Consider the following 24,609-nt stretch of genomic DNA (forward strand, 5'->3'; position numbering starts at 1 on the left):
GGGGTTTCCCTTCATTCGTTCTCCAGGCCGACGCTCAGCCTGCCATGTCGACGCGAGCACACCAACCTGGCGTCGGGCGTTCCGCCTGGCAGCGCAACCCCGCCCTGGCCGGTCCACCGTCCGACGAGGGCATCGACGGCCCGGATCTGCCGGTCGGTCAGGGACGTCACACCCCTGCCGAGCAACCATCGGCGCAGTACTCGCCGGCGAACTGCGGGATCGAGCGGGTCGAGCGCCGCGACCGCGAGGTCCGGTGAATCGGTGTCCACGACCGATTCGGCCATCGCGTCGAGCACCCGGCCGTCCTCGCGCAACTGCTCGGCCGTCCGCGCGAGCGCCGCGGCGACACCACCGCCGAGCACGTCCTCGAGCAAGGGCAGCACCTCGTGACGCAACCGCACCCGAGTGAAATCGGTGTCGGTGTTGTGCGGATCCTCGAACGGCTCGACCCCCAGCTCGACGCAGGCAGCTCGGGTCACGCTGCGTCGAACCCCGAGCAGCGGCCGACCCCAGGGCGCATCGAATGCCGCCATGCCTGCGATCGACCGCGGTCCCGATCCGCGCCCCAACCCGAGCAGCACCGTTTCGGCCTGGTCGTCGAGGGTGTGCGCCACCAGCACCGACGCGTCGCCGCGGGCCCGGTTCAACGCGTCGTACCTGGCTCTTCGGGCGGCCGCTTCCATCCCTCCCGAACCGGTCACCTGCACCGTCAGAACACGTGCGTCATCGACGCCGAACTCGAGGGCACGCGCCGCCGCGATCGAGGCCACCTCGGCAGAGCCGGCCTGCAGACCGTGATCGACGATCAACGCCCGCACGTTCGGAGCCTCGGCCACGGTCGCTGCGGTCAGGGCCAACGAATCCGCTCCACCGGACAATGCGACGACCACCGGCCCGGGATGCACCGACAACCAACCCCGAACTGCGTGCCTGATCTCCAGCAGAGCAGGCCCTTCAGGCATTCGTGGTCGTTCCGCAGGCTCCACTCCCTCAGGTAGGAGCACTAGCCCAGAACTCGGGCGATCCAGGCGTCGGGGTCCTCGATCTCCGACAGCAACGGCAGGGTGTCGGGCCCGGTCCACACGGTGTTGAAGCGTTCCATCCCCACTGTGGCGACGACGTGATCGACGAATGCCTTGCCGCGCACGTACTGCGCCATCTTCGCGTCCATGCCGAGCAGTGCCCGGATGACGCGTTGAAGTGGATTCACCTTGCGTTGCCTGCGCTGATCGAACGCACCGCGAATCTGCGTCACGGTCGGCACGACGGCCGGTCCGACGGCGTCCATCACATGGTCGGCGTGGCCCTCGAGCAATGTGCCGAGCACCAGGAGCCGGTCGATGGCGTCGCGCTGAGGCTGCGGCTGGGTGGCGCGCAGCAGTCCGACGATGCCTGCGTCCTCGGACTTGGACAACCCGCTCGGATTCTTTCGGGCCTTCAGCGCGCCGGTGAGCCGGTTGGCGACATCGGAGAGCGGCTCGTCGGTGCCGTCGGAGAGGACCCCGACGTTCTCGCGCATGTAGCCGCCGAGCCACGGAGCGGAGGAGAACTGCACTCGATGGGTCACCTCGTGCAGGCACACCCACAGGCGGAAGTCGCTGGGCGACACACGAAGTGCACGCTCGACGGCAATCACGTTGGGCGCGACGAGGAGCAGGGTTCCGTTCTCGCCGGTGAACGGGTCGTACTGTCCGAGAATGGCGCTGGACAGGAAGGCCAGCATCGCTCCGGCCTGCAGTCCGGCCGGCTTCCCGCCGAGCAGCCCGGACGGCGGCGTACCGTCGTCGTCTCCGGTCAGGTGCTTCATCGACGCCGCGGCCGCGGCGATCCAGCCGGCACGGTCGACCACCTGGGCGTCGGGCACGGGGAGTCCGTCGGCCAGGCCGGTGGTCTCGCGCACCGGCCCCTCGGCCCGAATGGATGCGGCGGCAAGCTCTTCCACGGCTGCAGCGGCGGTGTAGCGCGAGGTGGCCGGGCCCGGGCGGGCCAGCTTGGCTCCGGCCTTGGCTGCCACGGACCAGTCGACGGCACCGGCGAAACCGGAGGTGGCTTCGCTGTCGTCGGTCTTCGCTGCTGCGTCCGTGTTCACTGGCAACCACACAATCTCAGGGTCGATGCGACGGCATCGAGGGCGGGGCGACTGACGTCGGGTGGCCGGTCGTTGGACATCAGAGCGAAGGTCAGGATCCGGCCGTCGACGTCGACGACATATCCCGCCAAAGCGCTTGCAGCAGAAAGGGTCCCGGTCTTGGCGCGAACCCAGCCCGCTCCGGTCCGATTCCCCGAGGCGTACCGATCCGTCAGGGTTCCGGTGGCACCGGCGACGGGAAGGTAGTCGAGCATCGGACGCAGCGCCGGCTGCTCGGTTCCGGCGGCCGAGGTCAACACCTGATCGAGCAGCCTGGCCGGAATCTTGCCGTCGACCGACAGCCCGCTGGCGTCCTCCAGCAGGAGTCCGGCCATGTCGAAGCCTGCGGAATAGAGGGTCTGCCCGATCGCGGCCACTGCACCGGAAAAGCTTGCGGCCGTGTTCATCTCCAGCGAGAGTTCACGTCCGACGGCCTCGGCGAGGACGTTGTCGGACCGATAGATCATCTGCTGCAAGCGGTTTCGCAGCGGAGCGGATTCGACGGATGCGATCTGATCGGCCCCGTCGGCCGCCTTGCCGGTGGTCACCACGGCCGGGTCGACGCCCAGCCCCGCGGCCAGCGCGCGGCCCGCGTCCAGTGCCGGGGTGGTGCTGCGCGGCGATTCGTCGACGAGCGGGTCCGATCTTCCGCCGTCGAGCATGATCGGTTCGATCGGCGTGATCGAACCAGCGGCGATGTCGGCGGGAAACCAGCCCTGCGCCATCGTGTCACCGGAATAGATCGAGGTGTCGACGGCGATGCTGCGCACCACCGTTCCGCTGCGCCGAATCTGCTCGACCAGGTCGTCGATGCGCGCCGCGCCGGGATAGAACCCGTCGGTTCCGACCGGCAGCGCGGTGAGTGTCGGGTCGCCGCCCGCGATCAGCACGATGTTGCCCTCGCCGCTTCCCTGGACCACGCGGGTGGTGACGCGGTGATCCGCCGGGAGCGCGAGCATCGCAGCCGCCGCGGTGAGCACCTTGGTGGTCGAGGCAGGCGTCATCGGAGTGTCGGGGTTCTGGGACCAGAGCACCTGGCCGGTCTGCGCGTCGGCGACGGTTCCGGTGAACGTGCCGAGGGCGGGATCGTCGACCACCTGGGCGAGTGCGGCTGCCAGACCTGCCGCGTTCGGCATCGGTGCCGATTCCGGGAACGGGGTGATCGCCGGGTCGGGCAGCACGGTGTCGGGTGGCGGCTCGATCGCGGTCTCGGCACCGTCGGACACCGACGGCAGCACCAGCGCTGCGGTCGTCACGGCGAGGATCACCACGAACACGGCACACAGCGTCAGGATCATGCGCTTCTTCCTGCGCCGTCGACCCGCTGTGGGGCCGAGAAACCGCCGTGTCAGCCCCGCCACTGTTCCTCCGTATCTGCCGTGGTCGTACCCACGATCGTTCAGTCAACAGTATCCTCGGGTCCGGTAGCCTTGCGCCGCCACCATCGACACATTCGCAACGACTCGGGCCGTTTCGGCTCGACGAAGACAGTGAGGACTGCACGTGCCGTTCGACGTCACCATCGAGATCCCCAAGGGGCAGCGCAACAAGTACGAGGTAGACCACGTCACCGGACGTGTTCGCCTCGACCGCTACCTCTACACCGCGATGGCGTATCCAGCCGATTACGGCTTCATCGAGAACACGCTCGGCGAGGACGGCGATCCCCTCGACGCACTGGTGCTGCTGCCGGAGTCGGTCTTCCCCGGTGTCATCGTCGAGGCCCGCCCCGTGGCGATGTTCAAGATGGTCGACGAGGCAGGCGGCGACGACAAGGTTCTGTGCGTCCCGGCAGGCGACACCCGTTGGGATCACATCCAGGATCTGAGCGACGTCTCGACGTTCGAGCTCGACGCGATCAAGCATTTCTTCGTCCATTACAAGGATCTCGAACCCAACAAGCACGTCACCGGGGCAGACTGGGTTGGCCGCGCCGAGGCCGAGGCCGAAATCGCTGCGTCGTTCAAGCGCTTGACGGACAATCCGGGTCACTGATCGTTTCGGCACCACACCTCGTCTCGGCCGTGCGCCGACGAAACATAGTTTGGGGAGACGTATGACCGACAGCACTTCCAACGGTGATCGGCGCAATCTCGATTCGCGACCGATCTCGGATCCGACGCAGTTTCCCGATCTGCCGGTGACGGTCGTCCTCGACCGGATCCCGGTGCCGATCCTCGCGGTCGATCCCACCGGTGCCATCGTGTTCGCGAACGAGGCCTTCGACGATCTGTTCGGTCTCGACCGCAGCGAGCGGGAGGACTTCCACCTGCACGACATCTTCCCCGACCGGGCACCGGAGGGCGTCAACGTCGCGGACATGTTCCTCACGACGGTGGCCACCCGCGCGGATTCTCTGTGGCGGATGACCGACAAGACCGGCGATATCGTGCAGGTGCGCGCCAGCAAGTCGATCCTGCGCCGCACCGAGGACACCATCGTGCTCGTCGCGTTGGAGGACTTCACCGATCAGCTGTGGAACGACCCCAAGAGCGCTTTGCGCTGACGCACGGCACACGTTCTTCCCCGAACGTCGAACGGTGTACGCCTGCGAATCATTCGCCGGCGTACACCGTTGCTCTGTTTCCGCCCGCGTGCTTGGACTCGTACATGGCCGTGTCGGCGTCGAGCAGCACGTTGTGGACCAGGTCGGCACCGTCACCGGACTCGGCGGCGGCGAACCATCGGCCGCCGTCCAGCAGGGCCACCCCGACACTGACCGTCACCGGTACGTCGTCGGCTGGGTCGTGAATGGACTCGAGAATCTCGTGGGCGATCCTGTGCGCGGCGGCATCGTCGACCGGTAGCGCGATCGTGAACTCCTCACCGCCGGTACGTGCCACACACGGCCGTCCGCCCGTGACCGCGTTGAGCCTGCGGGCCGTACGGCGCAGAACCCGATCACCCGCTGCATGGCCGTAGGTGTCGTTGACTCGTTTGAACTGATCGAGATCGACCACCATGAGCGCGACCGAGCGTTCCTCGTCCAGCGAGTTCATCATGCGTTGCAGCCGCAATTCCAGGCCGCGTCTGTTGAGCAGTCCGGTCAGCGAGTCCGTGTTGGCGAGATCGAGCTGACGCTGGATCACTGCCCGGAACGCGAGCACCGAGTTGACCACCAACAGCGTGGCAAGAGTTCTGGCGACGGTCGATGCCAGGTCGTGTGTGTCCTCGGCGAATGCCAGTGCTGCCAGCGCCACGACCACTGCGTTGACGAACAGCATGTGGAATTCGAGTACTCGGCGCCGGGAGAAGTAGACGATGTAGATGCCGATCACCGCGAACAGTGCCGCCACATTCAGTGCGAGGTCTCGGCCTGCGAAGGTGAGCAGCATCGCCGCGACGCCCACGTCGGCGTACACCACGAACCATCCGGGCATGTGCGACACGTCCGCCGAGCGAAGAAACCACCACGCCCCCACCGGAACGGTCGAGATCAGCACCAGTGTGCAGGCGATTTTGGCCGCATTGCCTTCGGGTCCGTCGGCGGAGAACATCGCAATGACCCCGATCAGACCGAACGACGGAACCAGGGCGGCGATTCCCAGGGCGACGAATCGTTCGAGCCGCACCGAGCCTGGTCGAGGCCCGTTCACCCGTCTGTGCGGCGGTCGATCGCGATCGAATGGCACCGCGTTCCCCTCCGTCCGTTCTGACTGTTCGGGCGAGCATGCGGACCTGTGCGGCGGCCGGTCGACGAGCGTGTCAGGTAGCGCGATCGTTCATTTGCGCATCAGACGTTACCGGCGCGCCGCTCGGGCAGGTCCGGCCTGATCGTTTCGTAATCGGTCAAGAAGCGATCGAGCAACGCGACCAGCGATTCTCTGTCCTCCCGTGTCCACCCCTCGATGACTCGTCCGAGATTGTCGGTTCGTCGATGCTGGATCGCCGCCGCCGCTTCCCGACCCGACTCCGTCACCGCGAGCACGAATGCTCGACCGTCACGTTCGTCGGGCAGCCGCTCGACATGCCCCCGTTCGACCAGCTGAGCCACCTGCCTGCTCACCGTCGACGGATCGGAATTCACCATCGCGGCGAGTTCACTGGACCGCATCGGTCCGTCGCGCAGGAGCCTGAACAAGCATACGTACGCAGCGCCGTCCACACCTCCCGAGGACGAGATCGCAGCGATGTTGCGCTCACGCAGGCGTTGCAGCCGAACCAGCTGTGTGCCCAGTTCCTCGGCGAACTCGACCACGTCAGTTACCGGTGAACTGCGCCGGTCGCTTCTCGAACACCGAGGTGATCGCCTCGGTGAGGTCGTGCGAGGCGAGGAAGGCGGCGTTCCAGGCCGCGACGTAGCGAAGCGAATCGTCGACGCTGGAGGAGCGAGAATGATCCAGCACCGTCTTGATGCCCTGCACCACCAGAGGCGGGTTGGCAGCGATGGCGGCGGCGCAGTCGCGAGCAGCGGCGAGGGCGGCGTCGTGGTCCTCGAACACGTCGTTGACCAGACCGATCTTCTCGGCGCGCGCGGCGTCGATGTCCTTGCCGGTCAATGCGAGCTCACGCAGGTGGCCGTCACCGATGATCGCGGGGAGACGGGCCAGAGAACCCATGTCGGCGACGATCGCGACCCGCACCTCGCGCACGCTGAACTTCGCATCGGCGCTGGCGTATCGCACGTCGGCGGCGGTGATGAGGTCGACGCCACCGCCGATGCACCAGCCTTGGATCGCAGCGACGACGGGCTTGCGGCAGTCCGCGACGGCGTTGATCGCCTTTTGCATCGTCTTGATGGTGTCGTGGAAGGACGTCCGAGGACCGGCCAGTGCCTGGTCTGCCATGAGAGGACCGAACGTTCCGGCCATCGCGGCCAGATCCAGTCCGTAGGTGAAGTTCTTGCCGGAGCCGGCGAGCACCACTGCCCGAACCTCGGGATCGGCGTCGAGCTGCGCGAACAGCTCGGTGCTCTCGCTCCAGAAGTCGGGGCCCATTGCGTTGCCCTTGCCGGGCCCGAGAAGTGTCACTTGCGCGATGTGGTCCGCGATCTCCACCGAGAAGGCTTTCCAGGTTAGTTCCGTCATGCCTGCGAGCCTAGCGGCAGCGTCGCACATTCCCGCACCGCATGTTACGGCGCGTAACGTCTGCGCTAAGTCCCTGCTCAGCTCTGGTACATACGCCGAATCGAGCCCATCATCGACTCATGCTGATGCATCAGGGACTCGGCCTGGAGACGTTCAACGATCTGCCGCGCCGCAAGGCGGTGCATGCGCTGTACGCGTGCTGTTGCTCGGTGGCGTGGGCGTCCAGGGTGGCGGACGGCCGCAGGTATCGCTCTCGAACAGACCTGTTCACGGCAGGCGACGCCGAACTCGCCGAACTCTCGGACGCCGATGTGGATTCGCTCGCCGAGACACTCCCGGAGCCGAGCAAGGTGTGCGCGGCCATGGATTCCGACACTCGCGGAGCATTGGGAACTGCCGCCAGGGCGTACGACGATCGGTTCGGCTACCCGTACGTGTCGAGTCGGTTGTTCGAGCCCGAGGGCTTCGAGCCGCGCGACATCCTGGTGGATCTGGGCCATCGTCTCGACAACGACGACCAGACCGAGCGCAAGATCATGCGCGACGAGATGTCGAAGATCAACCACATCCGACTGGATCGCATGCTGGGGCCAGAGGGCGGCTGGCCGCAGTACTGACCGCCGGCAACCGAACCGGGGTCAGCCGAACAGACCGACGACGCGACCGATCAGGCCACCCGCGATCAGGATCGCCAGCAACACCACCACACAGATGATGACGATCGGCATCACGCGGCTGCGCTGCGGCGGTTCGTGGTTGGGGCCGCCGATTCCCGTTTCGGCGGGCGGGGTGTCTCCAGGCGTGACGCTGCCTCCCGCTTCGAGTCCTGCGGTGACGTCGGGATCCGGATTCTGAGCATTCATCTGCCCCGGTTACCCGGTGCGGTGTCCCTCAATCGAGATGTGCCCTAGCTATCGCTCCCGCGAACAATTCCGACACCGCGTCGGCGATGACTCCCTCGTCGATTTCCTCCGGATCCACCGAATGTTCGACGGCCAATCCGGAGATCAATGCCGCCAGTGACGTCGCGAGGCGTCGGGCATCGAAGTTCTCGCCGACGCCCCAATAGTCTGCTCGCTCGGCGATGAGGCGTTCGAGCTCGAGCCGCAATGCTCGACGGTCGGTGCGGTAGCGCTCGGCGACGGCCGGGTCGCGTCCGGCGAGGATGCCGAACTCGACGGTCAACAGCGGCCATCGAGGTTCGGCGACCACCCAGGACGCGATCTCTCCACCGCCGGCTCCGGCTGCCGCGCCGGGGTCCAGATCGGAAATATGGGCCAGCACGCGGGCGGCGAGGTCGAGGGAGCGCCGGGCGAGCAGTTCGGCGAAGAGCGCTTGCTTGGACTCGAAGTTGGAGTAGACGGCTCCCTTGGTGAAGCCGGCCCGGTCTGCGATGTCGGTGAGTTTGGCTGCGGCATAGCCACGTTCGGTGAATTCGTCGGCTGCCGCGGCGAGCAGCCGGTCCCGTACGTCGGTGCGTTGGGGTCGTCGCCGGTCCTGTGTCGACCCCCACTTTTCTTGCTCGTCGGCATTCACGATACCTAGAGTATTGAATACCTCGGGTATCGACAAGATTCAGGAGTCACCCATGCGCAAGATGTCACTGCTCGCCGCCGCGGTGCTGGTCCTTCAGCTCGGCTTCATCCTCAGCTACGTCTCGGCGTTCCATCAGCCGACTCCGCACGCGATCCCGATCGCGGTGGTCACCGAGGCCGGCCTCCCCGAAGGACTGGACCGACAGACCGCCGACCGCCTCGACGCCATCGACGGCACTCCGCTCGAGGCGCGCACCGCGGCCGATACCGCGGAGGTCCGTTCACTGCTCCGCGATCGAGACATTCTCGGGGCCTACGTCGTCGGAGCCGACGGAACGGACACCCTCATCACCGCGAGCGCGGCGGGCAGTTCCGTGGCCACCGCGCTGGAATCGATCTTCACCGAGGTCGACGCCGCGCAGGGTCGCCAGTTCGTGGTCCGAGACGAGATTCCGGTCGGCGTGCACGACAACCGAGGGCTGTCCGGCTTCTACCTCTCGGTCGGCTGGGTCGTCGGCGGGTACCTGCTGGCCGCCGCCTTCGGATTGCTCATCGGCGCACCGACCTCGCGCCGCGAAACCGGCGTCCACGTCGGCATTCTCGCGGTGTACTCGGCCGCATCGGGTGCGCTCGGAGCCTTCCTCACCACTCATGTCCTGGAAACCTTTGCCGGCCACTGGTTTCCGCTCACCCTGCTGGGTACCGCGGTGGTCTTCGCCACCGGATTGTTCACCATGGGCCTGCGCGCACTGATCGGCGTCGCCGCGGTTCCCGCCGCGATCGTCCTCTTCGTGATCCTCGGAAACCCGAGCGCAGGAGGCGCTTTCGGGGCCGATGTCCTACCGTCGCTCTACGCGTCGATCGGTCGATGGATCACCCCGGGCATCGGCACCGAGGGCGTGCGAAGCATCGTGTACTTCTCGGGCACCGGGCTGGGGCAGCCTGCACTGGGCCTGACGCTCTACGTCGTGATCGGCGCGCTGCTGATGGTTGCGGCGTCCCTGCGGCGTCGGTCTGCACACAACCCGGTGAGCTCACGCGAGACCAGTAAAGTGTGATCCCATGACCTCCACCTTCCCGTTGCCACTGCCCGATCTCGCCGTCCGCACACTCGGAGGCGCAGTCGTGTGGGCGAACGACGAGACGTTCGCGGAGAAGGAGAATCTGGTCAGGCCGGGCAAAGCCGACTATTCGACGGCGACGTTCGGGCACAAGGGTCAGATCTACGACGGGTGGGAGACGCGACGCCGACGCGAGGCCGGCTACGACGAGGCGATCGTGCGTCTCGGAGCGCCCGGGGTCGTCTCGGCGGTCGTCGTCGACACCGCGTGGTTCACCGGAAACTATCCGCCGGAGATCTCGATCGAGGCCGCCGAGGTCGACGGATTTCCGTCACCGGAAGAGCTGCACGCCCAGACCGAATGGACCACCATCGTCCCGCGCAGCCCGGTCAACGGCGACAGCGAGAACAGGTTCGCCGTTGCCTCCGATGCGCGGTGGACGCACGTGAAACTGTCGATCTATCCCGACGGCGGAGTGGCGCGGTTGCGGGTGCTGGGCCGCGGCAAGCCCGACCCCAAGTTCCTCGCTGCCGGGCCGGTCGACCTGGCTGCCCTCGAGAACGGCGCGTACGTCTCGGCGTGCTCCAACATGTTCTACAGCTCACCCAACAACCTGCTCTTCCCCGGTCCCCCGCGGTCGATGGGTGAGGGCTGGGAGACCTCGCGTCGACGCAACGACGCGAACGACTGGGTTCAGGTGCAGCTCGCCGGTACCGGGCACATCTCTCTCGCCGAACTCGACACCACCTGCTTCCTCGGAAACGCGCCGGGTGCGGCATCGCTGCGGGGCCGCCTCGGCGACGGCGAATGGATCGAACTGTTGCCGCGCACGACGTTGCAGCCGGACACCCGGCATCGTTTCGTGCTCGACCACGACACTCCGGTCTCGGAGGTTCGGATGGACATCTTCCCCGACGGCGGCATGGCGCGATTGAGACTGTTCGGTGATCTGGCAGGAGTGGAGCCTGCGGAATGACCGGAGTTGGCAAGCCTTCTGCGTAAAGAAGGCTGGGGCAATAGGGTTGGTTCATGTCCCGGCTACTTCATCCGAATGCAGCCCATGTGGCCGACACTCTGATTTCACGTGGTCATCACGGGGTGGTGGTGAACAGTCCTGAGGGCACCCACACGGCCGCCGATGCTGCTGCGGCACTGGGCGTCGAGGTGGGCGCGATCGTGAAGTCGATGGTGTTTCTGCTGGGCGACGAGCCGGTGTTGCTACTGGTCTCCGGTGCCCACAACGTTCATCTCGAGCACACCGGTGAGCGTCTCGGCGGCACGTTGACGCGCGCACCTCTCGACACGGCCAAGCATGCCACCGGGCAGCCGATCGGGGGGATCGCCCCGGTCGGCCACCCCACCAACCTGGACACGTTCGTCGACCAGGATCTGGCCGGGTACGCCGAGGTGTGGGCGGCCGCCGGTCACACCAACACGATCTTCCGGTCCACGTTCACCGAGTTGGTGCGCATCACGGCAGGTCTGGCGATCGACGTCACCTGACCGTCTGATCAGGACGCGAGCGTCGGGGCGATCGGTGCGCCGAGGACCGCGTCGACAACGTCGATGTCGAGTCGGGTGCCGCGGGATTCGAGCAGCGGCAGTACTGCGTTGTTGATCAGAACCGACTGCCGAGCCGCATCGCCGAGCACTGTCAACGTCACACCGTCGGCCACATCGGCCGCGGTGACGTCGGAGATCAGACTGGCCAATCCCGCCGGTGTTCCGACGTAACGGATCGACGACGGGCTGGTCGGTGCATCCAGTGCGGCGAATTCCCGACGGGCCGTCCGGGCATCGACCGCGATGTGGATCTCGAGGTCGAGAAACACTGCCGTGCTGTCGGCGGATTCACCGCGGTCGACTGCCTCGGCCCGTACCCGGGCCAGGTGTTGCTGGGATTCTCGCAGGTCCGAGGCCTGGATTCGGACTACGTCCGTCTCGGGAGCGGCGGTCAGTTCGGTCCAACCTGCAGTGAACTCGACGGCGACGCGGGTGAAGTTGTGCGACATGAGTGGTGGTCCTGATTCTTCAGTCGGTGGTATTCGGTCGGAGCGGAGCCGAACTCGAACACGAACCGGACGCAGTGCGGCACAGATCCACGTATCTGTTGCACCAGTGGCGGTTGCCCGTCCACACGACACTCACGGTCATGACGCCATGCTAACTGTCGGCAGGGGTGCACGGGGATCCAACCCCGGCGGCTCCGTCGGCCAGCTCGGGGAAGGGTCGCGGGTCGGGTACGGGGTTCCACCAGCCGGCGTCCTCCGAGTAGTGCCAGTTCGGTCCCGACTCGACCAGGGCGGCGAGTGCGTCGACGAGTCGGTCCACATCGGCGGACGAGCTGCCGAGTCCGATGCTGGCTCGAACCGCTCCGGCCGCGTGCCCCAGCCTGCTCAGCAGTGGGTGCGCGCAGAACTTTCCGTCGCGCACACCGATGCCGTGTTCGGCGGAGAGGTATGCAGCGACCTCACCGGGGTCGCGTCCGGCGACGGTGAAGGTGACGATGCCGACACTGTCGGGTGCATCGGCCCACACCTCGAGTTGCTCGACACCGTCCAGTGCGGCCAGCCCGTCGCGCAAGCGGGACGACAGATCCCGCTCGTGCGCCTGCAACTCGGCATCGTCGAATCCGGCAATGGCCTCGCAGGCCGCAGCCAAGGCGGCAACGCCGAGCACGTTGGGTGTGCCCGCCTCGTGCCGCTGCGGTGCCGGAGCCCACTCGGTGTGGTCGAGGCCCACGCTGCGTACCGCGCCACCGCCGGCCAGGTGTGGCTCACCGAGGTCCAACCAATCACGTGCGCCCACAAGCACTCCCGCGCCGAACGGGGCGTAGAGCTTGTGCCCTGAGAACGCGAGGTAGTCCACGCCGAGTGCGCCGATGTCGACCCGACGATGCGGAACCAGCTGAGCACCGTCCACCGCGATCCGCGCGCCGTGCCGGTGCGCCAGTGCCGCGAGTTCCGCGATCGGCAGAACTTCACCGGTGACGTTCGATGCGCCCGTGATCGCCAGCAGCGCAGCGGGTTTCGCGGCGAGTTCGGCGTCGAGACGCTCGATGGTCTCGGCCAGGGTCGACGCAGCAACCACCACTCTTCGGTCCCGCCACGGAAGCAGGTTCGCGTGGTGTTCGATATCGAGCACCACGGTGTCGCCCGGCACACACGCGGCCAGCAGGTTCAGCGAGTCGGTGGTGTTCCGCGTGAACACCACCACCGAATCCTTGTGCGCACCAACAAAATCGGCGACGGTCACCCGAGCCTTCTCGTACGCCGCCGTGGAGACCCGTGAGGCGTATCCGGCACCGCGATGCACACTCGAGTAGAACGGCAGCAGTTCCGCGATCCGATCGGTCACCGCCGCCAGAGCCGGTGCGCTGGCCGCGTAGTCGAAGTTGGCATACGTGCAGGTGCCGCCCTGCACCAGCGGTACCTGTAGATCCGTGCCCGAAACAGGGGCAAAAGGAGCACAGGGGCGGGAGAGTACGGATGTCATGACAGATCAAGCCCTCACGTTCGAGGGACCCGCAACCGAAAGGAGTTCGTGAACGAGTCCGCGCTTGCCGCGCCGGTTTTCCGGCGTCAGCCTGGTCGTCACCCGGAGCACCCCACCGCGGAGGAGGGTTGCCGACCAGCGAGCCGGGGCTTGATGCTGGTACTCGTGACCGTGGGGAAGACATTTGCAAACTCGCTGCGGTTTTGTCAAGCCGGAACTCACCCGTGGGCAGCAGTAGGATTCCCGCGGTGGGAAGGCGCGCTCGTTCACCTGCTGGCAAACAGAACGTGAGATAACCAACGGCGCTGCTGCTCGCCAGCACCACAGAGTCATGTCGAGAAGAAACGAGAAGGGCGCCCGGTTGTCTGTGCATCAAGAGAACGATCTGCCGGGTTCGAGCGCGGATGTCGCGCCTGCACCGGCGGAGTTTCTTCGCTCGTCTCTCGCCCCTCCCGCCCGGACGCTCATCGACGTTCTCCGTGACACCGCCGATCGTTTTCCCGACGCCCCCGCCATCGACGACGGTGCCGTGTCGGTCAGCTATTCGGAGTTGTTGGACGACATCGCCGAGGGCGCGAAGTGGCTCGCCGATGCCGGCGTCAGGCGCGGCGATCGCGTCGGCATCCGCATGCCGTCGGGTTCCTTCTCCCTCTATGTCGCGATCTTGTCGATCCTTGCGGTCGGTGCCGCGTACGTGCCGGTGGATGCGGACGATCCCGAGGAGCGCGCCGAGTTGGTCTTCGGCGAAGCACAGGTGACGGCCATCGTCACTGCGGGCGGCATCGCCGCAGGTACTGCCCCCAAACAGGACGTTCCTCAGCACGACCTCCCCGAACGCAATGCCGGACTGCCCACCCCGGAGGACGACGCGTGGGTCATCTTCACCTCGGGTTCGACCGGCACTCCCAAGGGCGTTGCGGTCAGTCATCGCAACGCGGCGGCGTTCGTCGACGCCGAGGCCCGCATGTTTCTGCAGAAGGACCCGCTCGGTCCGGGCGATCGAGTGCTGGCCGGGCTCTCGGTGGCGTTCGACGCGTCGTGCGAGGAGATGTGGCTCGCGTGGCGGCACGGTGCGTGTCTGGTTCCCGCGCCCAGGTCGTTGGTTCGGTCCGGTTTCGATCTGGGTCCGTGGCTCGTCTCCCGCGACATCAGTGTCGTCTCGACGGTGCCGACGCTGGCGTCGCTGTGGCCCGCGGTGGCGCTGGAAGCGGTGCGGCTGCTCATCTTCGGTGGCGAGGCCTGCCCGCCGGAGCTGGCCGAGCGGCTCGCCGTCGAAGGCCGTGAGGTCTGGAACACGTACGGCCCCACCGAGGCAACGGTCGTCGCGTGCGCGGCGATCATGGACGGGAAGGGGCCCGTCCGCATCGGATTGCCCCTCGACGGGTGGGACCTGGCTGTGGTCGACGGCTCCGGCACCCCGGTGCAGGTCGGCGAAATCGGTGAGTTGGTCATCGGCGGCGTCGGACTCGCTCGGTATCTCGACCCGGCCAAGGACGCCGAGAAGTACGCCCCCATGCCGTCCCTCGGGTGGGAACGGGCGTATCGCAGCGGCGATCTGGTCAAGCTCGAGCTCGAAGGTCTGCTGTTCCAGGGTCGCGCCGACGATCAGGTCAAGCTCGGCGGTCGACGCATCGAGCTCGGCGAGATAGACAATGCGCTGCAAGCACTTCCGGGCGTCGGCGGTGCGGCGGCCGCCATCCGCAAGACGGCCGCCGGCAACTCGGTGCTCGTCGGATACCTCGCCAGCACCAACCCCGATTTCGACCTCGAAGCCGCTCGCGAATTGCTGGCCGAGCAGTTGCCTGCAGCGCTGGTCCCCCGGCTCGCGCTGGTGGACGAGATGCCCACGCGCACCTCGGGAAAGGTCGACCGCAATGCCCTGCCGTGGCCCCTGCCCGGCATGGCGGGGGCATCCTCGCTCGGCGGGACGGCAGGGTGGGTGGCGGAGCTGTGGACCAACATCCTCGGTGCCCAGGTTTCCGACGAGAACGCCGATTTCTTCGCCAACGGCGGCGGTTCGCTCTCGGCCGCTCAGTTGGTGACCGCGTTGCGCGAGCGGTTCCCCGAGATCACCGTCGCGCAGCTCTACGACCATCCGCGGCTGGGTTCGCTGGCGCAGTATCTCGACGATCTGAAGCCTGTCGTCGAGGCCGTTCCTCGTGAGGTCGCCCCTACGTCACGCACCGCGCAATGGGCGCAGATCGCGGCAACGGTTCCGTTGACCACCCTCACCGGATTGCAGTGGGTCACCTGGCTCGGGCTGCTGTTCAACGTCATGTCCTGGTTCGGCGACGTGCCCTGGGCTCCGACGCTGTCGTGGTGGTGGGTGCTCGTGGCATTCGTCCTGTTCATCACTCCGGTCGGCCGGATGGCGATCTCGGTGATCGGATCTCGCATCCTGTTGGCCGGGCTGAAACCCGGCGCGTATCGACGCGGCGGGAGCATGCACATAAGGCTGTGGGCGGCAACACGATTGACCGATGCCAGCGGTGCGTCGAACCTCTCGGGCGCACCGTGGATGGTCTACTACGCGCGCGCTCTGGGGGCCAAGATCGGCAAGGGCGTCGACCTGCACACGATGCCGCCGGTCACCGGCATGCTCGAGCTGGGCGACGGCTGTTCCATCGAGCCGGAGGTGGATCTGTCCGGGCATTGGATCGACGGAGATCTCGTCTACATCGGCGGCGTCGAGATCGGTGCCGGTGCCACCGTCGGTGCCCGCTCGACACTCTTGCCCGGCACCAAGGTCGGCAAGAACGCCGTCGTGACGGCAGGCTCCGCCGTCGTCGGACGGGTGAAGGCCGGTCAGATGTGGTCCGGTTCGCCTGCCCAGAAGGTCGGCAAGGCCGATCATCCGTGGCCCGCGGAAACGCCGCCACGCGCGACGAAGTGGGTGTTCGCGTACGGCGTCGCGTCGCTGTTCCTGTCCGGCATGGCACTGTTCTCGATCGGCGTCAGCCTGGTGCTGATGGGCTGGTGGATTCACACCGCGGACTCCGTGCTCGACGCCTTCGAACGTGGGCTGGTGATGTTGCCCGTCGCAACGATGGTCTCGCTTGCGGTGTTCGCGGTGATCACCGTAGTCGCGGTGCGGTTGCTCAGCATCGGTCTCGTCGGCGGCTATCACCCGGTGCGCAGCCGCATCGGCTGGCAGGTGTGGGCCACCGAACGCCTGATGGACTCCGCGCGCACCTTTCTGTTCCCGCTCTACGCATCTCTGTTGACGCCGCATTGGCTCCGGCTCCTCGGCGCGAAGATCGGCAAGGACGTCGAGGCGTCGACGGTGCTGATGATCCCCAAGTTCACCACCGTCGCCGACGGCGCGTTCCTCGCCGACGACACCATGGTCGCCAGCTACGAACTCGGCGGCGGCTGGATGCATCTGGGCGACGCCAAGGTGGGCAAGCGGGCGTTCCTCGGAAACTCCGGCATGACCGGGCCGGGACGAACCGTGCCGAAGAACGGGCTCGTCGCCGTTCTGTCCGCCACGCCGGACAAGGCGAAGTCCGGCTCCTCGTGGCTCGGTAGTCCGCCGGTGCGGCTGCGCCGGGCCGCCGGTAGTGCGGACTCGTCGCGCACGTTCGATCCGCCGCGGAAGCTGAAGGTCGCCCGGGCGTTCGTCGAGACCTGTCGACTGCTCCCCGTCGTCGTGACCTTCGGCATCGGGCTCGGAGTGCTGTTCTCGCTCACCGCGCTCGCCGACGCCGTCGGGTACTGGTTGGCGGCACTGCTCAGTGGCGTCGTCCTGCTCGTCGCCGGTTTCGTGGCCGCGGCGGTGTCGGCGTTGGCGAAGTGGTTGTGGGTGGGCCGGATCGGCAAGACCGATCATCCGCTGTGGAGTTCGTTCGTGTGGCGCAACGAGGTGGCAGACACGTTCGTCGAGACCGTTGCCGCACCGTGGTTCGCTCGCGCCGCGGAGGGCACCGCGGTGCTGAACATGTGGTTGCGGTGGCTCGGTGCGGACATCGGCCGTGGCGTCTGGTGTGAGACGTACTGGCTTCCCGAGGCCGATCTGGTGACGTTGGCCGACGGTGCGACGGTCAACCGAGGGTGCGTTGTGCAGACGCACCTGTTCCATGATCGGATCATGTCCATGGACACGGTCGATCTCGGCAGAGGCGCAACACTGGGACCACACTGTGTCGCGCTGCCTGCATCGGGTATAGGTGATGGTGCGACGGTGGGGCCTGCCTCCCTGGTGATGCGCGGCGATACGGTTCCCGCGCATACTCGTTGGCAGGGCAATCCGATCGCGCCGTGGGCCAAGGGTGATCCCTTCCCGCGTATTCGCGACGACCGAAACGAGGGGTGATCTACCGTGCCGGACAGGCTCGTGGCACCGGTGTTCGACGTCGACTCCAGTGACAATCCGATCGATACGTACCTTCCGCAGAACGGCAACCGCGGCTATCGCGTCTCGCGCTACGAACTCGACCTCGAGTACAAGGTCGAGAGCAACCGGTTGACGGGTAAGGCGAAGATCACCGCGGTCACCACGGCGACGGTGTCGAAGTTCGCGCTCGATCTCGGTCCGGCTATGAACGTGTCGAAGGTGTCGGTCAACGGCTCACGCTCGGTGAAGTTCAGCCACCAGCGCGGCAAGCTGAAGATCACCCCGGCCAAGCCCATCGCGTCGGGTGCGGCACTGGTGGTGACCGTGGCGTACGGCGGAACACCCAAGCCCATCAACGGTTTGTGGGGTGAGGTCGGCTGGGAAGAGCTCACCGAGGGCTCGCTCGTCGCCAGCCAACCCAACGGTGCTGCGTCGTGGTTTCCGTGCGACGACCATCCGGTGTCCAAGGCCAGCTACGGCATCACCATCACCACCGATTCCCCGTACTACGCGGTGGCCAACGGAACGTTGGTGCGCAAGCAGACTCGCGCCAGCCGCACCACGTGGGTGTACGAGCAGCCCGAGCCGATGGCCAGCTACCTCGCGACCATCCAGATCGGTCCGTACGAGCATCGCATCGTCAGTCCGGGGCCGGTGCCGATGAAGGCCATCACTCCGCCGCGCCTGCGAACGCAGTTCGATCACGACTTCGGTCGACAGCCGCAGATGATGGACACTTTCGTACGGCTCTACGGCCCTTACCCTTTCGCGTCGTACACCGTGGTGGTGACCGACGACGATCTGGAGATTCCGATCGAGGCACAGGGGCTGTCGATCTTCGGTGCCAATCACTGTTCCGGTTCCCGGTACTACGAGCGTCTGGTGGCGCACGAGTTGGCGCACCAGTGGTTCGGCAATTCCCTGACCCTCGGCAAGTGGGCCGACATCTGGCTGCACGAGGGATTCGCCTGCTATTCCGAATGGATCTGGGCCGAGAACTCCGGCGGCGCAACGGCTCACGACAAGGCCAAGCGCGCGCACACCATTCAGCGCGGATTGGCCATGGACATGCAGCTCACCGATCCCGGGCCTGCACGCATCTTCGACGACCGCGTCTACAAACGCGGTGCACTGGCACTGCACGCACTACGACGCACCATCGGCGACGAGCGCTTCTTCGGCCTGATCCAGGAATGGACCTCCAAATACCGCTACTCGACGGTGGCGACCGCGGACTTCACCGACCTCGCCTCCCGCTTCGGTTGCCCCCGAACTCTGTGGGACGCATGGTTGATCGACAAGCAGTTGCCGTCGTTGCCGTAGGTCTCGGCGGCAGATCGGCTCCCCAGTTTCGGATATCGGCCTGCAATCGGAGGCATATTTCCGAATCCGGGGAGCCGATCCGCCGGTCAGACCCGACGACGCCGCTTCTGCGCGTAGCCGATGGTCAAGAAGCCAGCCGACATCAACGCGAAAAGATTGATCGGCGACGCGATGGCACGGCCGACACTCGCATCGAGTGCCACGACCTGAAACAGCACCCAGCACACGATGACGCCCAGCACGGCGAAAATCGGCCAGGGTCCGGAGTAGTTGTACTTCATGCTCGCTCCCTCAGCAGAACGTTGCTCCACCGGTCAGGCCACCGCCGACAGCTCCGCCGATTGCGCCGACCAAGCCGCCTCCGACTGTACCCACGACCGGGAGCGTCACGGTCCCCACACCGGCTCCTGCGAGCCCGGCCGCGGTGCCCCCGGACACCGCACCTCCCCCGATCCCCGCCAGGCAATTTCCGATACTCAGCGTGGTGACCTCACCGTCGCTGGGCACCGCCACCGCGTGCACTCGGAGGGCGGAGCCCGAAACGGCGTACTGAACCTCGACCTGACTGCCATCTGCGGCGGTGGCGTGCGTAGGCAGCGACTCCGTCGCACCCGTCTCGATATTTTTTGCCGTGGCTGTTCCGTCGTCTGCCACTGCGACGTCGTAGCCGACCAACGCCACAGAGAAGTCACTGTCACTGGTTTTGGCGACTCCGAGGGCGGGCGAATCCACGGTCTGCGCTTGCGCAGGAACTGCTGCCCCCACTATGGAGCCGAATCCTGCTGCGGCGACGAAGATTCCGGTAGCGATGCGTGATGCGTTGCGCTTGGTCATCATTCCCCTTCGGTTTCAGCACGTCATTTCCTTAACCAAAGTATTGAAATGGCGGCGGGGCCGTCAACCCCTTGGGGTGCAAACCTGACTGTTCACCTCATCGCTACCCGAGCGAGATGATCAGCCCAGCCACGGCGTAGCCGTACAGCGCTGCCGTTGCCAGTGCTTGACGCCAGAAGCCCGTCGGAAACGATGCCGCCCAGCGTCCCCTGCCGTCCAGTTGCAGATCGCAGGGGAAGTCGCTGATGGCCATGGCAGATCCAGGATTCTTCGAGTGCGCGAGCACCACCCCGGTGGTGAACGGCAGTCCCCGAACGAACAGGTGACCGCGCGCCTCCCCGGCCCGATACCGCACCGCAGATTCGGTGACAACTCCTGTGTACCAACGCCGTTGGACGTTCCAGCCGGTGGCGTGCGCGAGGCGAAGGTTGCGGTCGCCGCGCAGCGCCGTGTCCACGGTCTCGACGTCGGCGATCACGCCCCAACGCAGCATCGACACCCATTGAGCAATCCGTCTGCAGCGAAACCCCAGGGCTCCGAGCAGAACGATCGCGAACACGTACGGCACCAGCGCGGGGTACCTCGACCAGCAGGCCGCCGGCACGATCACGGCGATCAGGAACCAGTACGCCTCGCGCCGGTTCCATACGGTGGCACCCGCGGACGCCACCGTCGGAGGCACCCGATGCGGCGGGGCAGTGCGCGAGGACTGCAGCATGATGCCGCTGATCCTAGAGCCGGACCGCCCCTACGCGCTCGGCAAGTGAGCCGACGTCTTCGCCCGAACCACCAGTCCGCAGATGCCGGCCATCACCGCGCCGAACCCGAAGATGATCGGATACGTGACAACGCCGGGCCAGGTCTCGGTCAGCGCCGACAGAACGGCAGGCACCGCGAAGCCGAGGTACGTCAGCGAATAGAACACCGCGGTGAGGCCGGCGAGGTCGTCGGGGCCCGCAATGCGTTGCACCTCTTGCAAACCCGAGACCAACGCCATGCCGTAGCCACACCCCAGCACTGCTGCCGCGATCAACGCCGCGGCGATTGTCAACACCGACGCCGCCCACGCCGCGACAGCCATGCCGACCACCAGCAGTGTCAGCGCGACCAGAGCGCCCCTCGCGTTGGCCGGAGTGTCGATTCGACGCCCGACGGCCTGGATCGCGAACCCGGACCCGAGAGCGATCACCGCCATCGCGGCGGACAGGGCGACGGGATAGCCGCCGCCGGGCTCGTCGGCGAGAGCATCGGCCATCAGTGACGGCAGCACCGCATAGGCAACGCTGGCGGCACCGAACACCCACGGGGCCAACGGAAGCACGACGAAGAGGAACCGGCGATGCGATGCGGACGGAATCCTCAGGTCGTCGAGCAGACGCTTGTTCTTGGATGCGGCTGTAGCAGTACGGGTTTCGGGAACCGAGAGCATGCCGATGCCGGCGGCGATGCAGATGAGCACGTGCACGCTGTAGGCGAGGTGCGTCGGCCAGGGTGCCCACTGTGCGAGCACGCCGGCAACTCCGGCACCGAGCGCGAAGCCCGCCGTCAGCGACATCGCGGCGCGGCGCGCTCCGGCGCCGGGCTTGGCGGTGGCGTCGCGGCTGGAGAGTTCCTTGACCCAGCTGCCGCCGACGGCCATGCCGATACCGAGTGCGATGCCGCTGAGCACGCGACCACCGAACAGTAGGTACGCGTTGTCCGGTCCCACCGCGATCAGGATCGACCCGGCTGCGGCAATGGCGGGGGCGGGCAACATGATCGGGCGTCGGCCGAGTCGATCCGAGAGCGGCCCGCAGATCAGCATCGCCGGAATGATGCCCAGCACGTAGGCGAACAGGAACGTATCGACCACCACGGCCGAGAAGCCGTGATCGAGCCGGTACATCACCAACAACGGCGTGAACTCGTTACCGCCCCATGCAACAGCGAACATGCCCGACGCCACCAGCAGCCAGCGTCGCGCAGTCAGCTCGATGTCGCGATCGTTCGTGAGCGTTTCACTCATCGTGCTCCCCCTCTGTCCGGTCGGAGGCCGTGCACCCCGAGCATGTGTTGTTCGACGGTCCGCTCGAATCCGTCTGCGTCGCCGGCCTCGATCAGGTCGGTGAGTCGGCGATGGTCGTCGACGATGCGGGAGATCTGGCCCGGATCACGCGTCAACGAGGCTGCGGTCATCCGGCGCTGACGCTCGCGAAGTCCGTCGTAGAACGCGTCGAGCAAGGGGTTGCCCCCTGCTCGAACGACGATGCGGTGAAAGTCGGCGTCGGCGGCGCTGAACTGCGCGGCGGTGCCGTCGACCGCCAGCTTCTCCTGCAACTGCAGGTTCTCGCGCAGCGCATGCACGACGGTACTGCGGGCCGTCTCGTCGGAGATGAACGCGCGAACACTTCCTGCCTCGACGAGGCGACGCGCATCGACGACACTCTCCGCCTCACCCACCGCGATCGGCACCACCAGTGCCCCGCGCTTGGGGTACAGCCGCATCCACCCCTCTACCTGCAGACGCAGAAATGCCTCGCGTACGGGAGTGCGACTGATCTCGAGCCGGGTCGCGATCTCACCCTCACTGACAAGCTCACCGCCGGGTAGTTCACCCGAGACAATGAGCTCCTTGACCGTCACATACGCCGTATCGGCGGCAGATTTCGTCTCGGACACAACATAGATACTAGATGCACCTCAACTGTGCACCAATTTCGGGACCCGCAAAAGTCCACTCAACGTGACATTGACTACCGAAAAGGCCACCGAACGTCACATTGACTCCCCAGGGGGCCGGGCAGTCAGGGCACCCAGTGCCTCGCAGCGATGTCGTCGATCACCGGATCCCCGTCCTGCGCCGACTCCAGTGCTTCGAGGTCGTCGCGCAGTGCGTTCAGACGCGGGTCGTCGCCCTCCGCTTGTTCGGCGGCCGTGCCTCCGTCGTCGGCGAGTTGTGCGAGGAGTTTCGCGCGAACGCGATCCTTCAGTGTGTCGCTCATTCGTCGTCACCCTTCTTGAAGACGCGGCGGGCCGTGGGGATGAGCGCGATGAGCACGCCCAGCAGCACGATGATCGAGAAGATTTCCAGCAGCATGTCCAACTCCTAGAGGTGTCAGGTCGGGGCGATCGCGGTGCCCCACGGGGTGTTGCGCACCACGGTGAAGAAGGTCAGAACAACGAGCAGGACAACCACCGTCGAACGGTCGAATCGCGGGAGCACCAGCGGGCGTCCGGCCCAGCGAGCCCGCAGCCACAGTGCCCACACCGCCACAGCGACGACGGCAAGGACGACCGCAACGACATTGCTCGACGCGGCCGCCGCGATGTCTCCGCGGGTGAGGTCGCCGAGAGCCCGGGTCGTGCCGCATCCGGGACACCACAGTCCGGTCAGCGCGTGGAGCGGGCAGGGCAGATATGTCGAGGTTCGCGGGTCGCGGACGTGCAGCAGTACGGCCCCACCGACAGCGGCAGCGGCGACGCCGAGGGGCGCGGCGATGCTGCGTCCTCGGGTCGGTGCCGTCATGCCCCTGAGCCTAGGAGTTTCAGGGCTCGACGACGATAGATGCCGTCATGTCCGGATGCGGGGTGCAGTGGTAGGTGAAGGTGCCCGCGGTGTCGAAGGTGTGCGTGAACTGACCGGTCTCCATCAATTGACTCCGGAACGAGTTGTCGTCGGCGACGACGTTGTGGGCCATGCCGCGGTCGGCGAACACCCAGGTGACGGTGTCTCCCACGGAGATCGTCAGCGTTTTCGGCGAGTACATCCGATCCGCGACGGTGACCTGGTTCTCGGCGACCGGTTCGGTGGGCGCGGCCGGGGTGGTTGCGGTCGAGCAGGCAGTCAGGGTCGACGTGATCATCAATGCCGCGAGGAGCCCGAATGCCTTCATGACTCCGACGGTACCCAAAGGGCTCATTCCCTCCGGCCGAGGATGTATTCGGCAGTCAGTGCAATCGATCGTTCCGAATCCTGGCTCAACTGCTGCAGCGCGTGCACTGCTGCCGGACCAGGGATGCTCGCCAACGCCTGCGCCACTCTCTGTCGCACCACGGAGTCGTCGATGCCATCCATCAATGCCGCCACGATCGAGTCGGCGGATCCCAGCATGCCCAGGGCATCGGCGGCGTCCACATCGTTCGTTCCGTCGTGGACCATCTCGATCAGCGTCGGGATGGCGTCGGCGATGCCCCGAGTCGCCAATTCCAGCGCAGCGACCCGCCTGACCTGATCGTCGTCGTGACAGAGCGCTTCCCGCAGCACGACGGTGGAATCGGGGTGGGATATCTCGACGACGGTGTCCACGGCGCGGCGTCGTACATCGGGGTCCGGTGAGTTCAGCCCTTCCCGCAGCGGCCCGATCGCGTCACCACCCGAGTGCGCGAGAGCCCACCGCAGCGCACCGGCCACATTCGGTGCCGGCTCACGCAGCACCGCCTCGGCCAGAGCGTCCGCCGGAATGGGTCGATCGCCGGCGGACGCCAGTGCCGCCGTCTGCCGCTTCCCAGCACTGACCGACCCGAGGTCATTCAGCATCGCCACTGTGCCGAGTACGTCCTCCCAGTCCTGCGGCCGCGGGTCGCCGATTCGACGCAACCGCGTGAGCAACTCGGTATCCCGAGCGATGCGTTCCTCGGCCTGGGCAGCGAGCTCGTCGACGAGTCCCGACGCCGCGAAACTGGGATCGTCGAGCGCGCGACCGACGTCGTGCAGCGACAACCCGAGCGAACGCAGAGACTCGACGTGGAAGAGGCGTCGCACATCGTCCGGCGAGTACTCGCGGTAGCCGGTGCCGCTGCGAGACGTCGGCTGCACCAGACCGAGCCGGTCGTAGTGCCGGAGCATGCGCGCACTGACACCCGACCGCCGCGCCACCTCACCGATCAGCATCGT

Annotated in this window: 27 protein-coding genes and 1 riboswitch; of the genes, 8 read left to right on the plus strand and 19 right to left on the minus strand. The window is 66.5% G+C overall.

What is annotated here, in order from left to right:
• Positions 1–11: 11 nt before the first annotated feature.
• Genes tilS through dacB form a run of 3 tightly spaced genes read right to left on the minus strand, consistent with a single transcriptional unit; the run spans position 12 to position 3,426 of the window.
• Positions 12–962, minus strand: coding sequence for a tRNA lysidine(34) synthetase TilS (tilS, locus tag ABZ677_RS02760; RefSeq protein ID WP_037195011.1), 951 nt, complete (start codon positions 960–962; stop codon positions 12–14).
• 41 nt (positions 963–1,003) lie between these two features.
• Positions 1,004–2,089 (minus strand): zinc-dependent metalloprotease, encoded by a 1,086-nt coding sequence (locus ABZ677_RS02765; protein ID WP_358366536.1) that lies wholly within the window; start codon positions 2,087–2,089, stop codon positions 1,004–1,006.
• Positions 2,086–3,426 carry a D-alanyl-D-alanine carboxypeptidase/D-alanyl-D-alanine-endopeptidase gene (dacB, locus tag ABZ677_RS02770; protein ID WP_358366426.1) on the minus strand — a complete coding sequence of 447 codons (1,341 nt, stop codon included), beginning with the start codon at positions 3,424–3,426 and terminating at the stop codon, positions 2,086–2,088. The genes ABZ677_RS02765 and dacB overlap by 4 nt, the downstream gene beginning before the upstream one ends.
• A gap of 205 nt (positions 3,427–3,631) precedes the next feature.
• Here dacB and ABZ677_RS02775 point away from each other — a divergent pair, with 205 nt between their 5' ends.
• A complete protein-coding gene (locus tag ABZ677_RS02775) occupies positions 3,632–4,123 on the plus strand; it encodes an inorganic diphosphatase (protein ID WP_037195007.1) in 492 nt (163 codons plus the stop codon).
• 61 nt (positions 4,124–4,184) lie between these two features.
• Entirely contained in the window at positions 4,185–4,634 is a 450-nt protein-coding gene (locus ABZ677_RS02780; RefSeq protein ID WP_037195005.1) for a PAS domain-containing protein, read from the plus strand.
• Between the two features lie 49 nt (positions 4,635–4,683).
• Here the strand turns inward: ABZ677_RS02780 and ABZ677_RS02785 are convergent, their stop codons facing one another.
• The 3 genes from ABZ677_RS02785 to ABZ677_RS02795 all read right to left on the minus strand — a co-directional run bounded on the left by ABZ677_RS02785 (position 4,684) and on the right by ABZ677_RS02795 (position 7,155).
• Positions 4,684–5,700 (minus strand): GGDEF domain-containing protein, encoded by a 1,017-nt coding sequence (locus tag ABZ677_RS02785; protein WP_230596469.1) that lies wholly within the window; start codon positions 5,698–5,700, stop codon positions 4,684–4,686.
• A gap of 161 nt (positions 5,701–5,861) precedes the next feature.
• A complete protein-coding gene (locus ABZ677_RS02790) occupies positions 5,862–6,326 on the minus strand; it encodes a MarR family transcriptional regulator (protein ID WP_037195003.1) in 465 nt (154 codons plus the stop codon).
• A gap of 1 nt (position 6,327) precedes the next feature.
• On the minus strand, positions 6,328–7,155 hold the full coding sequence (locus ABZ677_RS02795; RefSeq protein ID WP_358366427.1) for a crotonase/enoyl-CoA hydratase family protein: 828 nt from the start codon (positions 7,153–7,155) through the stop codon (positions 6,328–6,330).
• Between the two features lie 119 nt (positions 7,156–7,274).
• On the opposite strand from ABZ677_RS02795, the gene ABZ677_RS02800 reads away from it, so the two are divergent.
• A complete protein-coding gene (locus ABZ677_RS02800) occupies positions 7,275–7,772 on the plus strand; it encodes a 2-oxo-4-hydroxy-4-carboxy-5-ureidoimidazoline decarboxylase (protein ID WP_358366428.1) in 498 nt (165 codons plus the stop codon).
• 21 nt (positions 7,773–7,793) lie between these two features.
• Here ABZ677_RS02800 and ABZ677_RS02805 read toward each other — a convergent pair whose 3' ends face one another.
• Together ABZ677_RS02805 and ABZ677_RS02810 are read right to left on the minus strand one after the other, a co-directional pair.
• The gene (locus tag ABZ677_RS02805) at positions 7,794–8,018 is read right to left on the minus strand and encodes a DUF6480 family protein (protein ID WP_037194997.1); all 225 of its coding nucleotides are present in this window, start codon (positions 8,016–8,018) and stop codon (positions 7,794–7,796) included.
• Between the two features lie 28 nt (positions 8,019–8,046).
• Positions 8,047–8,691, minus strand: a complete 645-nt coding sequence (locus tag ABZ677_RS02810; RefSeq protein WP_358366429.1) for a TetR family transcriptional regulator — start codon at positions 8,689–8,691, stop codon at positions 8,047–8,049.
• Positions 8,692–8,743: 52 nt separating this feature from the next.
• On the opposite strand from ABZ677_RS02810, the gene ABZ677_RS02815 reads away from it, so the two are divergent.
• The 3 genes from ABZ677_RS02815 to ABZ677_RS02825 are packed head-to-tail and all read left to right on the plus strand — an operon-like array spanning position 8,744 to position 11,254.
• Positions 8,744–9,748, plus strand: a complete 1,005-nt coding sequence (locus tag ABZ677_RS02815) for a hypothetical protein (protein ID WP_094632475.1) — start codon at positions 8,744–8,746, stop codon at positions 9,746–9,748.
• A gap of 4 nt (positions 9,749–9,752) precedes the next feature.
• Positions 9,753–10,727 (plus strand): allantoicase, encoded by a 975-nt coding sequence (gene alc / locus ABZ677_RS02820; RefSeq protein WP_358366431.1) that lies wholly within the window; start codon positions 9,753–9,755, stop codon positions 10,725–10,727.
• 53 nt (positions 10,728–10,780) lie between these two features.
• Positions 10,781–11,254: a YbaK/EbsC family protein gene (locus tag ABZ677_RS02825; protein ID WP_037194994.1), complete on the plus strand. Its 474-nt coding sequence runs from the start codon at positions 10,781–10,783 to the stop codon at positions 11,252–11,254.
• Between the two features lie 8 nt (positions 11,255–11,262).
• Here the strand turns inward: ABZ677_RS02825 and ABZ677_RS02830 are convergent, their stop codons facing one another.
• Positions 11,263–11,763, minus strand: a complete 501-nt coding sequence (locus tag ABZ677_RS02830) for a hypothetical protein (RefSeq protein ID WP_358366432.1) — start codon at positions 11,761–11,763, stop codon at positions 11,263–11,265.
• Between the two features lie 151 nt (positions 11,764–11,914).
• On the minus strand, positions 11,915–13,246 hold the full coding sequence (locus tag ABZ677_RS02835) for an aminotransferase class V-fold PLP-dependent enzyme (protein WP_358366433.1): 1,332 nt from the start codon (positions 13,244–13,246) through the stop codon (positions 11,915–11,917).
• 55 nt (positions 13,247–13,301) lie between these two features.
• Positions 13,302–13,417: riboswitch (SAM riboswitch) on the minus strand.
• Positions 13,418–13,577: 160 nt separating this feature from the next.
• Here ABZ677_RS02835 and ABZ677_RS02840 point away from each other — a divergent pair.
• Together ABZ677_RS02840 and ABZ677_RS02845 are read left to right on the plus strand one after the other, a co-directional pair.
• Positions 13,578–17,558: a Pls/PosA family non-ribosomal peptide synthetase gene (locus tag ABZ677_RS02840; protein ID WP_358366435.1), complete on the plus strand. Its 3,981-nt coding sequence runs from the start codon at positions 13,578–13,580 to the stop codon at positions 17,556–17,558.
• Between the two features lie 6 nt (positions 17,559–17,564).
• Positions 17,565–18,902 (plus strand): M1 family metallopeptidase, encoded by a 1,338-nt coding sequence (locus ABZ677_RS02845; protein WP_094632467.1) that lies wholly within the window; start codon positions 17,565–17,567, stop codon positions 18,900–18,902.
• Between the two features lie 86 nt (positions 18,903–18,988).
• On the opposite strand, the gene ABZ677_RS02850 is transcribed toward ABZ677_RS02845, so the two are convergent.
• From ABZ677_RS02850 to ABZ677_RS02890, 9 genes are all read right to left on the minus strand, one after another.
• A complete protein-coding gene (locus ABZ677_RS02850) occupies positions 18,989–19,183 on the minus strand; it encodes a hypothetical protein (protein ID WP_094640899.1) in 195 nt (64 codons plus the stop codon).
• 10 nt (positions 19,184–19,193) lie between these two features.
• Entirely contained in the window at positions 19,194–19,736 is a 543-nt protein-coding gene (locus ABZ677_RS02855; RefSeq protein ID WP_358366438.1) for a hypothetical protein, read from the minus strand.
• A gap of 103 nt (positions 19,737–19,839) precedes the next feature.
• Positions 19,840–20,454 carry a hypothetical protein gene (locus ABZ677_RS02860; RefSeq protein WP_358366440.1) on the minus strand — a complete coding sequence of 205 codons (615 nt, stop codon included), beginning with the start codon at positions 20,452–20,454 and terminating at the stop codon, positions 19,840–19,842.
• A 30-nt stretch (positions 20,455–20,484) separates the two neighbouring features.
• Entirely contained in the window at positions 20,485–21,741 is a 1,257-nt protein-coding gene (locus tag ABZ677_RS02865; RefSeq protein ID WP_358366441.1) for an MFS transporter, read from the minus strand.
• Positions 21,738–22,394, minus strand: coding sequence for a GntR family transcriptional regulator (locus tag ABZ677_RS02870; RefSeq protein WP_358366442.1), 657 nt, complete (start codon positions 22,392–22,394; stop codon positions 21,738–21,740). Before ABZ677_RS02870 ends, ABZ677_RS02865 begins: the two co-directional genes overlap by 4 nt.
• 125 nt (positions 22,395–22,519) lie before the next feature.
• Positions 22,520–22,717, minus strand: a complete 198-nt coding sequence (locus ABZ677_RS02875; RefSeq protein WP_358366444.1) for a hypothetical protein — start codon at positions 22,715–22,717, stop codon at positions 22,520–22,522.
• Positions 22,718–22,830: 113 nt separating this feature from the next.
• The gene (locus tag ABZ677_RS02880; protein WP_358366446.1) at positions 22,831–23,241 is read right to left on the minus strand and encodes a DUF2752 domain-containing protein; all 411 of its coding nucleotides are present in this window, start codon (positions 23,239–23,241) and stop codon (positions 22,831–22,833) included.
• A gap of 19 nt (positions 23,242–23,260) precedes the next feature.
• The gene (locus ABZ677_RS02885) at positions 23,261–23,608 is read right to left on the minus strand and encodes a plastocyanin/azurin family copper-binding protein (protein ID WP_358366448.1); all 348 of its coding nucleotides are present in this window, start codon (positions 23,606–23,608) and stop codon (positions 23,261–23,263) included.
• Between the two features lie 23 nt (positions 23,609–23,631).
• Positions 23,632–24,606 (minus strand): HEAT repeat domain-containing protein, encoded by a 975-nt coding sequence (locus tag ABZ677_RS02890; RefSeq protein ID WP_358366450.1) that lies wholly within the window; start codon positions 24,604–24,606, stop codon positions 23,632–23,634.
• Positions 24,607–24,609 lie beyond the last annotated feature (3 nt).

The organism is Rhodococcus sp. NPDC006774, from assembly GCF_040636045.1.
GTDB lineage: Bacteria > Actinomycetota > Actinomycetes > Mycobacteriales > Mycobacteriaceae > Rhodococcoides.

What these genes read in the sequence shown, in the direction of transcription:
- tilS (WP_037195011.1), bottom strand. Translation starts at nt 962, where the DNA reads ATGCCTGAAGGGCCTGCTCTGCTGGAGATCAGGCACGCAGTTCGGGGT.
- dacB (WP_358366426.1), bottom strand. Translation starts at nt 3,426, where the DNA reads ATGATCCTGACGCTGTGTGCCGTGTTCGTGGTGATCCTCGCCGTGACG.
- ABZ677_RS02780 (WP_037195005.1), top strand. Translation starts at nt 4,185, where the DNA reads ATGACCGACAGCACTTCCAACGGTGATCGGCGCAATCTCGATTCGCGA.
- ABZ677_RS02795 (WP_358366427.1), bottom strand. Translation starts at nt 7,155, where the DNA reads ATGACGGAACTAACCTGGAAAGCCTTCTCGGTGGAGATCGCGGACCAC.
- ABZ677_RS02800 (WP_358366428.1), top strand. Translation starts at nt 7,275, where the DNA reads ATGCTGATGCATCAGGGACTCGGCCTGGAGACGTTCAACGATCTGCCG.
- ABZ677_RS02805 (WP_037194997.1), bottom strand. Translation starts at nt 8,018, where the DNA reads ATGAATGCTCAGAATCCGGATCCCGACGTCACCGCAGGACTCGAAGCG.
- ABZ677_RS02815 (WP_094632475.1), top strand. Translation starts at nt 8,744, where the DNA reads ATGCGCAAGATGTCACTGCTCGCCGCCGCGGTGCTGGTCCTTCAGCTC.
- alc (WP_358366431.1), top strand. Translation starts at nt 9,753, where the DNA reads ATGACCTCCACCTTCCCGTTGCCACTGCCCGATCTCGCCGTCCGCACA.
- ABZ677_RS02825 (WP_037194994.1), top strand. Translation starts at nt 10,781, where the DNA reads ATGTCCCGGCTACTTCATCCGAATGCAGCCCATGTGGCCGACACTCTG.
- ABZ677_RS02830 (WP_358366432.1), bottom strand. Translation starts at nt 11,763, where the DNA reads ATGTCGCACAACTTCACCCGCGTCGCCGTCGAGTTCACTGCAGGTTGG.
- ABZ677_RS02835 (WP_358366433.1), bottom strand. Translation starts at nt 13,246, where the DNA reads ATGACATCCGTACTCTCCCGCCCCTGTGCTCCTTTTGCCCCTGTTTCG.
- ABZ677_RS02840 (WP_358366435.1), top strand. Translation starts at nt 13,578, where the DNA reads ATGTCGAGAAGAAACGAGAAGGGCGCCCGGTTGTCTGTGCATCAAGAG.
- ABZ677_RS02850 (WP_094640899.1), bottom strand. Translation starts at nt 19,183, where the DNA reads ATGAAGTACAACTACTCCGGACCCTGGCCGATTTTCGCCGTGCTGGGC.
- ABZ677_RS02855 (WP_358366438.1), bottom strand. Translation starts at nt 19,736, where the DNA reads ATGACCAAGCGCAACGCATCACGCATCGCTACCGGAATCTTCGTCGCC.
- ABZ677_RS02860 (WP_358366440.1), bottom strand. Translation starts at nt 20,454, where the DNA reads ATGCTGCAGTCCTCGCGCACTGCCCCGCCGCATCGGGTGCCTCCGACG.
- ABZ677_RS02865 (WP_358366441.1), bottom strand. Translation starts at nt 21,741, where the DNA reads ATGAGTGAAACGCTCACGAACGATCGCGACATCGAGCTGACTGCGCGA.
- ABZ677_RS02875 (WP_358366444.1), bottom strand. Translation starts at nt 22,717, where the DNA reads ATGAGCGACACACTGAAGGATCGCGTTCGCGCGAAACTCCTCGCACAA.
- ABZ677_RS02880 (WP_358366446.1), bottom strand. Translation starts at nt 23,241, where the DNA reads ATGACGGCACCGACCCGAGGACGCAGCATCGCCGCGCCCCTCGGCGTC.
- ABZ677_RS02885 (WP_358366448.1), bottom strand. Translation starts at nt 23,608, where the DNA reads ATGAAGGCATTCGGGCTCCTCGCGGCATTGATGATCACGTCGACCCTG.
- ABZ677_RS02890 (WP_358366450.1), bottom strand. Translation starts at nt 24,606, where the DNA reads ATGCTGATCGGTGAGGTGGCGCGGCGGTCGGGTGTCAGTGCGCGCATG.